The organism is Vibrio sp. VGrn 2 (assembly GCF_009361695.1).
GTDB classification, from domain to species: domain Bacteria; phylum Pseudomonadota; class Gammaproteobacteria; order Enterobacterales; family Vibrionaceae; genus Vibrio; species Vibrio diabolicus.
Genome location: NZ_RBWD01000009.1, coordinates 1 through 13,883 on the forward strand (window position 1 = coordinate 1; position 13,883 = coordinate 13,883).

Here is a 13,883-nt window from a genome sequence, read left to right on the forward strand (position 1 = left end):
GTGACGTTTACGCCTGAGCATCAAGCCATCGGCCAAAGCGTGACGGTAACGCTGGAATTCGATAAAGATCTGCAATCCGCCGCAGCGGAGTTAGGTGGCACGACGATCACCTCATTAGTGGCAACCGGGGATCCAAGCGTTTGGACTGGTGATGTGGTGGTACCAAGCACGTCAGAGCTCAATGTGGCGTTGCTGGTTCGTGACTACCAAGACTTATCAGGGAATACAGGTAGCCAGAACACGACTTACTCCTTGCCAATCACACCAACAATACATCTAGATGCTATCAACGATGTTACTGGAGTGGAAAGCGTGACAGTAAGTGGTAGCAGTGAACGGTTTGAAGATGGTGAGTATATAGATATCAAAGCAGTCGACGCTGATGGTACAGAGGCTACAGGCATGGCAACCGTATTTTCAGACTCATGGACAATTGACTTAGATCTTTCAGGACTGAAAGACGGGGCGGTGACGATTTATGTGAATGGTACCAACAAGCTGTCTGCCTCTGCTGAAGAGGCTCAAGCAACATTTAACTATGATCGTTACGCAAGTACGGCCTCTTTAGGAGCTGTCTATAACCGATATTTTGGCGAGAACAGAACCTTTAAAGATGCCGCATAAATAAAGCGAGCGTTTAGCTCGCTTTATTTATTTGGGACTTTTTGTGATATTTATCAAAATAATTGCCTTTATTGATAAGTTACTCGAATTAATGAATCGTCTTAATACAAGGCTGAATATCTATAATAACTAGGCCAATGTTGCTTTTAGGTGTGTATGACGTGATTGTGATGGTCGCTCGGTAGATGCTGTGGTGAATGTGTCGCGTTGAAAATCTTTTTAAATATTATATATTTACGCTCGCTTCTATACTCTGAGTATAGTGTTCTGCATGAGGTCGATGGGTAATACCTCGCCTCTTTAACTCGCGATGAAGCAAATTTAATCCTAGCAAGCTTCAGAGCAGTTACTTTTGTGAGTGCGTAATGCGCTCACCTTTTTATTTAAACTTCCTCAGTAACAGTCAATTTGTTGTTTGTTGCTGAGGAGGGCATCTCATCAGCTTCTGACTTTCCGAGCGCTTACCTCAAGCTCACGTTATTACGATTTTTGTTAACTTCAGTCCATAAATTAAATTTTTTTAGATAGTAAGATTTTACCATTTTGACAGAGTGGGTGATGTTACTGGCTTTTATTGTGGTTAAATCGCATGTTTTGATAGTAAAAATTACCATTTTTTTGGTGTTTTTTGATTTCGGGCGATTTTTCTATCTCGTTGAAAATAAATGGCTAAGTAAGTAGGATACGCAGACCAAATCGTACTTGTAAGCCTTATCAGCTTAATTGTCACCGCAGCCATATTTACGATGTTGGTTGTGGAGAACTCAAATGCATTTAGTTTGCAAATTTATACCTAGCTCGAAGCTATCCTCCAACGAGCTATCTTATGTTCTTACACCGGACGAGTGTATAGGGCAGCTTTCGCGTTTGCGCAATTCAGATGACATCCTTAGAAACCTCCCTAAAGAGTTGGCGCAAAAGATTTCCATCTCTGCCAAAAAAACGACCAGCGCATTGCTAGCTGCTATAAGAATCGAATTGGGAAAAGGCAATTGGGTGTCATTATCTACCGTTGCTCGTCGGTCGCCATTGACGGACTCTCAGCTGCAAAGCTTCCCTAGACTTAAATCGCTCGTTGACTCTGTATCTGCTTCGAATGAAAGCAAAGTTTTTAAAGCGGGTTACAAGCAGGTTACTGACGATGTTGCTCTAGTTCGCAGTTACACGCATGTACCTTCTGAGCCAAGCCCAGACCAAAAAATTGTTGTCGAGTTTGCAGGGCAGTGGTCTAGCAACGCGGCATGTTTGATGTTGGGAAAAACGGAAACTCAAAAAGAAAAAGTGACTGTAGGCAAGGCTGATACAGAAAACAAACACCGCAGCCTCGCGACATTTAAAGATCTCGAAGCTGAGGGTAAAACGCTCTATATCAAAATCCCTTGCACTGACCAGCCTCAGCCAATTTTGCTTAAACTCGCCGAAGACCTGCAACCCGTTGATAAAGATACTCAGATGGATGAGTGGGATAACGTGTTGGTGCCTGTGAGACCATTGGCTTACTTAGATGGTAGTAACGACAAAGCAAAAGCTTCTGATCTGCGTGGTGGTTTTCTTTATGTCTTTTGGAAAGGAAAGCTTTGGCGCGAGATGGCCATAAACGAGAAAGGTTACTACCAAGATGTTGACGTCGAGTATTACCGTACCCTAGAGCAAGAAGAAAAGAAAAAAGACACACCTCAGGTAATACAAAGAAGCGCAAGCGGTTTTGCTATGGCGCATTTCTGGGCACCTTACAAAATATCGGGTGAGATCCAACAGGGGGAAAATGGACTCAAGATCATTTTCTCACCAAAGCAAAAGCGCTTTGCTCAAATTGAAGCATTAGAATCGGATGCTGCGTTGCTAGAGAAATCCAGCACACCATTAGATGAATTAAGCAGTTACAGTGACGGGCAGTCATTCAGTGCACAAGAATTCACCTCCGATGTAGACAGTGCCGCCATCCACAAAGTTACCGAGGATGACATGCCATGGCTGAGCGACCAGCAAGCCATCGTTCGAAGTTACGACCAGAGTAATACCGTGATTGCTTATGTTGACGGAAAAAACAGTGGCCTATTATTCCGGGTGGATGTTGGTACGTCTGGCATCACCGCTTTGAATTCACTCTATGTGATCGATCACAATAGCGACTATAAAGACGTCTTTGATTTAGAGTTTTATGAAGGGGAAGACCACGACTGGCAGCAAGCGTTGTTAAGTGGGCTACCATCGGACGGGGTCTTTACTATGTCCCTAGTACATGACCAAGACCCAGACAGTCGTCACGTACTTTTTGATCGGGTCGCTTACAACGATTTATTTGTTGAACCTGATAGCGCTACTGAACGTTCGCCCGAAGCTCATCCAAACGATAAGCCTAAAGGTATGACTGCAGCAGAAAAACAACGCTTTGAGTCATTAGTGCTGGATTGGTCGTTGTAACCTAAATAGAAAATGGATTAAGAATGAAAAAGAAAATATTACTCGGCTTGGGTTTGACGACTGTTGTTGTCGCGGGTGTTGGTTACATAGCAACTAAACCCTATTTTGACGAAAAAGCTCGAATAGAATTATTGGCGGACCAATTAGAGTCACGTATTAATACGCGATTTAATGATGGAAGTAAGTGGAGATACCGCTATTCTTTTGAAATACCTAATAACCCGAAGGTAGCAGATTGGAATACTGAGAGTGTTAAGCTCCCTCAGATATTGTTTACTATCGAAAACCGAGAAGATAAATCCAAGGTCAGTTACTGGGCATTAAACATTGATGGTACTGACCCTCAATTGCTGATCCCTGAAGGGGTATTGCCGCCCGCGCCTAATACTGGGATTGATTATGCTAAATATATGTCACGATCGCCAAATGGCCGCTACCTTGTTATCCCTCAGAAAGATAGCACTGTGTTGTATGATCTAAGTAATGGTGAAATAACTGACATTAGTGAGGAATATGGTGCAACTCGTCACGACGTAATGTGGGATATAGACAGCACACAAGTTGTTGTTAAAAAAAGAGATGAACTCCTGCTAGTTAAGTTAAGCACAAGAGAGATAGTGAAGTTTACCGATGTAAATGGTCCAGAAGCACGTTACATGACCTCTTTTGCCAAGCCTTATATGAGCCAGTCAGAGCAAGCGATATATTTTAGTTACGAACCCGGTCTGGCGGGGTTTGGCTGTAAAGGAGAGGAAGAGGAGTATCTCGAAACTTTTGGGGAGAGTGATGTTCCAAAATGCGGGAACACATTTGTGTTCGATGCCAAAACATTAAAATTGATCGATCGCGGTGATTTTACTCCGGATAGCTACGATTGTAATGTTTGGGGCGGTACGTATGGAGATGGCTTCTACTGCCTCGGAGGTGCGGCATACCGTTTGGGAAGACCATCTGAAAAAATAGGCAACTTCCCTGCTACGGTCGATCTGTTGGCTTTTAACGGTAGTGACATGTGGTTCGTACCTGTTAATGGTCGAAATATAACCCGCGTGTTACACCAGCCAACTGAGAATAGCCCTACCACAGAAATGATATACCTTTACGGTGCTAAAGGCGTAACAAAATCTGCGTTTGGTTTTGGCTTTAGTCGTTATGTAATTGAGCATAAAGAGGCGGATAATTGGAGCGAATCACTCTACCCACTGCCAACCTACGCTGACATCGAAAAAGCAAAAACAGTTCTAGAGGAGCGTAATCATGGCTAGGGCTAAGATTGAACAGCACTCTCTCTACTTGATGGGACAATTAGTTGGACCAGCTGGAGAAGCAATTACTGGCAATGGGCTTTATCCATTACCCGGCTTTGCATTAGCCCTTCCAGAGTTAACAGTTGGTCAAACTGTGGATGGTAGCAGTAGTAAGAATGAGTCACCACTATACTTCAGTGATTCATCGGGTAGGCTACAAGGTTGGAATACAAAGGTTCAATCAGTTGAAGAACTTGATGGGTACAAGCTTGCTTCAACGCCACTATTAATTTCTGCTAAGGTTGCGGAAAAGAAGCTAAAACCTGTCTACATTCCACCTTACTTAATTCCGGCAGCGGTTATGTCTGGAGATACTGCTTGGACGAAACGCTTAGCACAATTAGCCACAGAGGCAGTTATTACGAGCGCTGAAGTTGAAGTCTCACGCTTGCGTGGCTGGCAAATCAAAGAAGATTTGAAAAAGGCTGTAGCCGAGAGACAATTTTTAGCGCCCGAATTAGCCGAGTTCTTTGTCCATAAAGCTGAGGCGGCAGAAGAGGAGCTGTGTCAAAAAAAAGGCGCGTATAGACGTCTGTATGAACAAATTTATAGCGGAAACTATAAACATAATTTTTATTATCTGCGTATTCCTCAAGTTTGGACCATCAATTTATTCTTCTCAGCCGACTATTTTGAGGGGGCAGAAGTTACTTTATCTGGACAACCGGAAAACTTGAGCATCAAAGGGGATGCTAACGATATAGGCAATAAAATAACCAGTCGAGTAAGGCCGGTAACATACTTTGATATTGCTAATCAGGCCAGTGGCTCTGACGTTGCAAAGGAAGTAACCCAATATGTCGCCACATTTTGGATCACAGGTGGTCATCTAGATGATGATGAACAAATTAAGCAATTAGTCCGCTTTGATATAGATTTAAATACGATTAATGCTTACTTGGAAGATAACCTAGATCTCGAAGATGAAAATCAAAAACGCCAATTGGAAGAGAGGTTAGCCCGAGTTGATGAGTTAAGCCTCCCAAACAATTGCTACTCCTTATCTGAGCAAGTTTTACACTTGCCTATTTATTCAATAGCAGGGCGCAGCATAATCCTTTCTGGTGATCCCATCTCTGTTGAAGAGTCACTGTTTCAACATGCGCCAGATACGTTTAAAGGTTGGTTAGATTGGAGTAAAAACCTACCATATACCAGTAAGAACAAAGCCGCGCCCGGTGCGCAACCGGCGATTAACATTCTAAATTCCATTGGGAACTATAAAGACGTTATTGAGGCTTCAGCGTCTGGCGTGATGGACCCATTCAGCATGACAACAGTCCATAAAGCGTTCAGCGCAGGTTTGAATGGAGATCAAGCCGGGGATATGTTGGAGGCATTAAAACTCGCGGTCGGTATTGATGCTAAAGCGAAGGGGTTCTTAGATTTTGCGCAAAAGCTAAAGCCACCAGCACAAGGTACACTTGAGCCTATTTCTGACTTAGCAAGTGTGCTTAACTGGTCAAACTACATTGGGAGCACCTTACCGAGCGTTTATACGATTCCGCCGGAGTTGAAGCATTTCTGGCATAAGGTGGACGATAAGATTTTAACCCCTTTAAAGCCGGCCGTCCGGGCTATTGAATATGCACTTGATAAACCTTTTGGCTTTGCAGAGCTTGTTTCTAGTGGCCTTGAAATTCCGAAAGGTATTGATAATTCCGAGTCGGCGTTTAACGCCTATATTGATAAATCAAAGCAATATGGTCAGAAAACACAATCGGTAATATCAACACTTTTATTGAGTGATGAAAAAGATCGTCAGGCACTGCTTGAGTCTGAAGCGGAACATAAAAAAGCGCTCCTTGAAGCATTCTCTGATAAAAGTGTAAGTCATAAAGTGCTATTAAATGGTAGTCCGCTATTAGAAAAAAAACAGGCAAAAGAGGGTGAGGCAAGCTATCTCACACTGTTTTTTGAATTTGATAGCGCAAATGATGAACTAACCAATTCTGATAAGAAGCTCGTTTCTAAAGTGGCTGAATATCTGCGTAATACAGAATCAGAAATGTTGCTGAACATTGAAGGATATACGTGTGATATTGGCTCGGTGGAATACAACACTAAACTGTCAAAAAAACGTGCTATGGCGCTTAAATCTTCAATTTTAGAAGATCTTGGCACTGATGCTATTAAGTGGGACCATCGAATATCTGCGCTTGGTAAAGGCGTTTATGCCGATAATGATACGAGTAATAGGCGCTTAAGTCGTCGAGCGGAGATGAAGTTCTACCTCAACTCTGCTTTTGAATATCCTGCTTGTAGAAGTTGGCTGCTAGCTCTGGAGAAAAATCGACAGAAAGCGGTTTTAGCAGAGATGAAAGTCCATGAGGAAATTTGGAAATTTTCCGGCCAAGCCTTTGATATTGCATTAGGCTTTGCTGCGCCAATGCTTGGTCCAGGTGCTGCGTTAGCATATGGGTTGTATTGGTCAGGTGAAACCTTGGTTTCTACTTTGGATGGTGCAGCCAAAATTCTTAATAAAGAATTAGAAGAATACAAAGAGAAGCAGAAACGTTTTTCTGAATTTGATGTGGTAGGACAGGCGTTACTGTATCGCGGTTTACCTGCGTTCGATGAACTGAGTGTTGTTGGCAAGGCATATATAAAACGCGCTATAGCGCTCAATGGGCTGCTGCGATTGCTTCTACTTGAATCTCAAATAAAAGAAGAGAATAAAACAACTAATTACGTTTCGGAATATTACGCGGTTAATCACTTGACGTCTGGGCAAAGAGATCTTGATATTGAAGGCTATATAAAGACCTATCTTTTAAGTGATGAATGGGATTTGGGGGGAACTTGGCTTCCTTCTTTCCACCTTGATGAAGCGTGGCTAGAAACAAAGAATATTTACCGTAGTGCTTCGGAAAGTGTGCTGAGTATTGCTGCAATGACGAGTTACGTAACATACCGAGCGAAGCAATCTCAGACCGGGATAAAAGCGCTTGAACAATCGCAGGTATATCAAAAATTCTGTCCTATACATACTATTGCGGACCCTAGTTTAACTAAGCTTAGATCTCTATTAAAAGCGCCAGATTTATCTAAGCTCGATGACTCCATGTTTGCTGGGCATATGGTTTCCGTAAAAGTCAATGACGAGTGGCTCCCACTCGAAGACAGGGTTAATAGCGGTGAAGCTATTACGCCGACTATGCCAATTAGAGTACTTATTATTCTTGATATGAAGGACGAAACGCTGACCAAGTTCAAAGAAGAAGGTTTGCTTAATCTTGTGCCTGTCGGTGTTAGACCTGTGAGGCAAAATAGGTTCTTTGACGATTTTGGCTCTTACACTACTGAATATGTTCGTGAAATTGCACTGGAATCACTAGTTGAAACTGAGAGGGCGTATTTAACAGAGAAGCAAATGTTAGAGACAGATACGACACTATACGGTGTTGTTGTAAGTCCTACTTATTACTTTGGATGCAACATCATGAGTGGGATCAAGCCTATTGCAGATGACTACGGTAGCAAAGAATGGAAGTCGGTGTTTGGTCAGGTAGATGAACAACACTCAGCGGCTTATGTGATGCGTTACCTTTTAGAAGTTGGTGTGCCTAACGCTGCTAAAACAGAAACAAAGCTAACATATAAAAGAGAGCTCGTATTTAAAACACAAGATGGTGAGGAGCTAACTTCTAGTACGAATAAGGCTTCCATCTTTAATTTAACAATGTCGAAAGAGCATGAATTCTTATATGAGAAAACCTTCTTAGCAAGAGCAGGGAAAAAAGCAGTAGAGTATCCAGAATTATTCTCAGATGCTAAGGCAAACTTGTACATTTATGATGCTAGCGTTAAGAGCCTCATTCCCGGAAGTGAGCATGACGACATAATGGAAGCGCTCGGCTGGACAAAAAAACAGCCATCCTATGATCCTTCGGCTCAAGCCTCCAAGCTGCTACTTATTGTCAGCACTAAATCGGTTGCTAATGTGGAGATAACTCTTGAGCAAGGGGGGTTTGACACTCACCGTTTACCAGTGGATATTCGTTTGAAAGCAAACGACGCAAGAGGTCGCTACAGTTTTGAGCATCAAGATGTCGATCTGTATCCACTAGGAAAGGTCGAAGTGAATCTCGTGAAAAAAGAGGTCTTATTCAAACCTAAGTCGGTTCCGCAAAACTTGACTGACATTTCGAAGCATCTTTCGAGCAATATAAGTAAGCTTGTAAACGACATGGTAGTCAAGGAAGGAGGGCTATTCGATTTATCACCAGACTTTGTTGACACTGATCTCTATGCAGTCGAGATTTCACTGAAGTACACTAATGCAACTGGGAAAGAGATGGCTGGCTTGCGCCCGTTTATCCCTAGTGAAAACGAAAAGCCATATATCATGCTCGATATCGATGGGAAAGCAGGCTTATCTTTAAACGCTTCATCACAGAAGCTTCCAGTACGAGCTATAAATACAACGGCGCCAACCTTGTTCAACTCGCGAGAGATCCACTATAACCCAAAGTGGTATGAGATGAGTAAAAAGGAGTTTAAAGCTATTTCTGAATATACTGCGGGAACGACTGACGATGCTGATTCCAATTTGGCAAATTCAACTCGTAGCAAGATGTCCCACAAAGCTACTCCGTTGAGTGTTTGGATGAATGCAGAGCCTGTAATGAAAGACTACTCTGTCGCTAGGGATCTTCCATTATCTGCGCAACGAGAGCAAATACTTAAAAAGTGGTTGTTTGATGGAAAATAAAAAACCGCCTTCGGGCGGTTTTTCTTTTCTTATCACTTCATACTGAATTTAGAGTTTTCTTTTTAAGCCCCATCAACCCGCTGCAGAAATATCGTATTTCTTCATCTTATGGTTGAGAGTGCTCATTGGCAGCGCCAATTGCTCAGCGGCTTTCTTGGTGTGCCAATTGCAGGCATTTAAGCAATCGATGATCACTGTACGCTCGTATTGGCTAACGACGTCCTTAAGGCTCTTTGAAACGTCTTCTAAATCCGCTTGTGCTTGCTGCTCGTAAGCAGGTTGCTCTGGGGTAGGTGAAGCTACTTTCATTTCGATATTTGGCACATCTTCTGGGATTTGTTCGCCAAACTCAATGTGAGTAATGGTTTCAAAATCGGACAGTAGCACCGAGCGCTCAATGATGTTCTTAAGCTCACGCACGTTACCTGGGTATTGATAGGCAAGGAGCTGTTTACGTACATTGGCACTTAACCCTGGCGCTTGCGGCAAACCTAGCGTGTTAGTCGTGTGTTGCACGAAATGCTCAGCAAGGGGAATAATGTCCGACTTGCGTGCTCTCAGTGGTGGTAATGTAATAGGGAACACATTCAAACGATAGAACAAATCGGCACGGAATCCGCCATCTTTGATTTGCTGCATAAGATTACAGTGGGTTGCGGCGATAACGCGAACGTCCACTTCAATCTCTTTGCTAGTGCCGATTGGGCGAACTTTACGCTCTTGCAGTACACGCAGTAACTTCGCTTGTAGTAGCATTGGCATATCGCCAATTTCATCTAGGAAAAGCGTGCCGCCGTTGGCTGCTTCAAACAAACCGACTTTGTCTTTGTCTGCGCCCGTAAATGAGCCTTTCTTATGGCCAAAGAGTTCTGACTCTAATAACTGCTCTGGGATTGCGGCACAGTTCTGTACGATCAAAGGTTGTTCTGAACGATTAGAGTTTTCGTGAATGTATTTCGCGATCACCTCTTTACCAGCGCCCGTTTCACCACGCAACAGCACATCGACAGGAAGAGATAGCACCTTATCAAGACGATTCAAGACATTGAGCATTTCTTCGCTCTCTGCAATAGGACCTTGATAGGCTTTCTGGGTACGCTTTTTGAGCTGAGTGTTCTCGCGTACTAGGGCTTGATTGTCGGCATTGAGATTTTTTATTACTTGCCCGTATTGCTCTAACCAAACGGCTTGGCGAATATTACTCGCAGCCATACGACAAAACTCAGTCAAGGCTGCCTCGTTGTCGATGACGTTCAAATCGAGTAAGACTAACAGCCCAATGGTTTTGCTTTCGCTATCAATCAAAGGCCAAGCCAGTAAGTTCTCGCTTTTTAATCCCAGTGTCTGCTCAGTTTGATAGATGCTTTCGCAGTCATAACCGTTGTACTTATACAACTCGTTAATCAACACCACTTCACCATTACGAATAGCAAAGTTAAATGGGTCGTTCTCACTGGCTGAGTCTAACTGTAATGCTTCCCAAGGGTGGGAAACAATCGTTTTATCGTTATGGTGAGCGGTACTTGGAATCAACGCCTGGCCAGTCTGGTCCAAAACATAAATGATGCCGTGCTTTGCGAGGGTCATTTGTCTCGCAGCGGTCAACACAGCATCCAACGTTTGGGTAAGCTGGCTGCGATCAGCCAAAGACTGACTGATCGCAAGTAGGGCGTTACTAAGTTCGCTATGGTTAGCTGAACGCATAGGTTAGTGTTCCTTGCTCATCGACAGACACTTCGATTTGCGTATGTGAATCATCCTTGTCATGTACTAATAGCTGAGTCGATAGTTGCGGCAGCAACTGACGGTTGATGACCGCGTCGATATTACGCGCGCCCGTTTCAGCAAGGCGACAGTTACCTAGTACGAACTCAACCAAGCTTTCTTCGTAGCTCAGGGACAACTTGTGATGGCTCTGTAGACGCTGAGAAACTTTGTTCAGCTTGTGGTGAATAATTTCTGTCATTGCTTCATCAGACAGCGGAACAAACGGAAGCACAGACATACGTGCCAATAGCGCCGGTTTGAAGTGTTGGTTCAAAGTAGGGCGGATAGCTTCTGCGATGATGTTTGCATCGATGTCTTTTGATTGATGAACCAAAGATTCGATCTCATGCGTTGCAAGGTTACTGGTCATGATGATCAGCGTGTTTTTGAAGTCGATGGTGCGGCCTTCGCCGTCGTTCAGCGTACCCTTATCGAACACTTGGTAGAACAGGTTCAACACTTCAGGGTCGGCTTTTTCCACTTCATCAAGAAGTACAACAGAATATGGACGTTGACGAACCGCTTCTGTCAGCATGCCGCCTTCACCGTAACCTACGTAACCCGGAGGTGAACCGATTAGGCGAGATACCGTGTGCTTCTCTTGGAACTCAGACATGTTAATGGTCGTCATAAAGCGCTCGCCACCAAACATTTGGTCAGCAATCGCTCGAGCAGTTTCGGTTTTACCCACACCACTTGGGCCAACCAGCAGGAATACGCCTGTCGGTGCGTCTGGGTTACCTAGGCCGGCTTTTGCAGTTTGAATGCCTTCAGACAGTGCATCGATAGCGTATTCTTGGCCTTTGATGCTCTGTGTTAGGCTTTCTTTCAGTTTTAGCGTGGTTTCTGCTTCGTCTTGAAGCATCTTACCCATAGGAATACCAGTCCAGTCCGAGAGCACGTGGCTGACTTCATCTGGACCCACTTCAAAGTGAACCAGTGGGTTGCCATTGCGGATTGCGTCTAGCTGTTCTTGGCAGGCCGAAATTGCAATGCGAACGGCTTCTTCATCCATTTCTGCATATGGAGAAACGTCTTGCTCTTGTTCTGAATCCTCGTCTGCAGCAAGTTCTTCTTCATTTGCTTCGCCAAAGACCAGTTCATGCAAGCGAGAGCGTAGAGCAATCATCTCTTGGATCTGCTCTTTTTCTTTGTGCCATTGGGCTTCTTGTTCAGCTAGCTCTTCTTTTGTTGTTTCCATTGCCAGTTTTAGGTCTGGAATATTAGCAAGGTTGTGCTTGTCGCCAGTTTGCTGCAGAGCATCACGCTCAAGTGCTTCAAGCTCGCGCTGTTGAGCTGCAAGTTCTTGTTGCAGTGTCTCAACAGAAGCAGGAATGGCATTAAGGCTGATGTTCACTCGTGCACACGCCGTATCTAGTACATCGATCGCTTTGTCTGGCAGTTGACGGCCAGAGATGTAACGCGCAGAAAGTGCTGCCGCAGCGGTGATAGCATCGTCACGCACGTAAACATTGTGTGACTTCTCGTATGCAGGGCGAAGACCACGAATGATCAATGCTGCTTGTTCAGGAGACGGCTCGTCGAGTTTCACCAATTGGAAACGACGTGCAAGGGCAGGATCTTTCTCGAAGTACTTCTTGTATTCCGACCATGTTGTCGCAGCGATGGTTTTCACTTCGCCACGTGCTAGGGCAGGTTTTAACAAGTTTGCTGCGTCGCTGCCGCCTGCTTGGTTACCGCCACCAACAAGGGTGTGTGCTTCATCGATGAAAAGAATGATAGGGGTTGGCGAGTTTTTCACTTCATCCAATACCGCGTTTAGGCGTTTTTCGAATTCACCTTTTACGCTTGCACCAGCTTGCAGAAGACCCATATCTAGCCCGTAAAGCTCAACACCTTTGAGGTTGTCTGGTACGTCACCTTGTACAATCTTAAGTGCCAAACCTTCTACTACTGCGGTTTTACCAACGCCCGGCTCACCAACAGCAATAGGGTTGTTTTTACGGCGACGAGCAAGAATGTCCACGATTTGGCGGATTTCTTGGTCGCGGCAGAAAACAGGGTCGATTTCGCCTTTGCGTGCTTTACCAGTGAAGTCGGTTGTGAACTTGCTCAGTGCTGAACCATCTTCACGAGCTTGTGTTTTCTCTGAAGTAGCAACTTGCGCCTCAATAGATTGGCTTGTTAACTCTGCAAAGTTACGCTTAAGGCTGTCAGGGTTTACCGCTTCAAGGATAGAGGCGTAACCATGTTGGCCGTAACGGAGAGGGTTGCTAACAAGAGTAAGGAGTAGGGCGCCAGAGCGGATTTGTGTTTCGGATAGATCTAAAGAAGAAACCAGCCAACTTTCTTGCAACCATTCGATTAATAAAGCAGAAAAAACAGGTTTGCTGCCATTTCCTTTGGCGTTGGTGTCGAGTGTGGATCGAACCGATTGTCTTAATAAGTTCTCAGAACAATCAAAATGACTTAATAAGACGTCAAAATCACTATTTGGCCTTTCTAATAGACTCAGTAAATAATGCTCAATTTGAACTTCGTTTGCTTTTTCAGAGACTGCAAGTGCAGCGGCGTCTTCTAATGCTACTTTTGCAATCGGGTGTAGACGCTGAATTAATGAAGAAAGGTTTATATTTATCATAGCCATTTTATTCTTTAGAGGAAAAGAGGTAGCGGCTATTATACTAAAAGTGATTGCGTTCTTTTTTTATCAAGATATTTTGACTATCGTTTGTTGGTTATTTTTAATGATTATTGTGACATTAATGTTTGTGGTTATTTTAATGGCGTTGTTATTCTAAATTAATTGATAGTAAAAGTGTCGGATTTATTAGTTTTAATGACTTTATTTACACAGTTTTATATGGTTATTTTCACTTTTTAAAGTTAGAACAATTTATTATTATCTTAATCCAACTTATTGGTTTTTTATCCAATAAATTGTACTCAAGATATTGGTGAATAATGTCTTAATTTGTATAAATTGTTGCTTTTATTGTGTTTTTTAAAGTTGGCACGGACTTTGATTATGCCAAGTAGTCGCGGTGATAAGCGATTTGGTGATTTAAACAAAACAGATTTTAGAA

5 protein-coding genes and 1 pseudogene are annotated in these 13,883 nt (G+C 43.5%); 4 read left to right on the top strand and 2 right to left on the bottom strand.

What is annotated here, in order from left to right; all coding sequences use genetic code 11:
- The 4 genes and pseudogenes from D8S93_RS15235 to D8S93_RS15250 form a co-directional block, all read left to right on the top strand.
- A pseudogene (locus tag D8S93_RS15235) lies at positions 1 to 624 on the top strand (hypothetical protein); the annotation flags it as partial.
- A gap of 768 nt (positions 625 to 1,392) precedes the next feature.
- Positions 1,393 to 3,048, top strand: a complete 1,656-nt coding sequence (locus D8S93_RS15240; RefSeq protein WP_152814067.1) for a hypothetical protein — start codon at positions 1,393 to 1,395, stop codon at positions 3,046 to 3,048.
- 23 nt (positions 3,049 to 3,071) lie between these two features.
- Complete coding sequence (locus D8S93_RS15245; protein ID WP_152814069.1) at positions 3,072 to 4,313, top strand: hypothetical protein; 1,242 nt, start codon at positions 3,072 to 3,074, stop codon at positions 4,311 to 4,313.
- Positions 4,306 to 9,069 (top strand): OmpA family protein, encoded by a 4,764-nt coding sequence (locus D8S93_RS15250; protein ID WP_152814071.1) that lies wholly within the window; start codon positions 4,306 to 4,308, stop codon positions 9,067 to 9,069. The genes D8S93_RS15245 and D8S93_RS15250 overlap by 8 nt, the downstream gene beginning before the upstream one ends.
- Before the next feature lie 72 nt (positions 9,070 to 9,141).
- On the opposite strand, the gene D8S93_RS15255 is transcribed toward D8S93_RS15250, so the two are convergent.
- Both D8S93_RS15255 and tssH read right to left on the bottom strand, forming a co-directional pair.
- The gene (locus tag D8S93_RS15255) at positions 9,142 to 10,773 is read right to left on the bottom strand and encodes a sigma-54-dependent Fis family transcriptional regulator (RefSeq protein ID WP_152814073.1); all 1,632 of its coding nucleotides are present in this window, start codon (positions 10,771 to 10,773) and stop codon (positions 9,142 to 9,144) included.
- Positions 10,760 to 13,438, bottom strand: coding sequence for a type VI secretion system ATPase TssH (gene tssH, locus D8S93_RS15260; RefSeq protein WP_152814244.1), 2,679 nt, complete (start codon positions 13,436 to 13,438; stop codon positions 10,760 to 10,762). Before tssH ends, D8S93_RS15255 begins: the two co-directional genes overlap by 14 nt.
- Between the last annotated feature and the right edge of the window lie 445 nt (positions 13,439 to 13,883).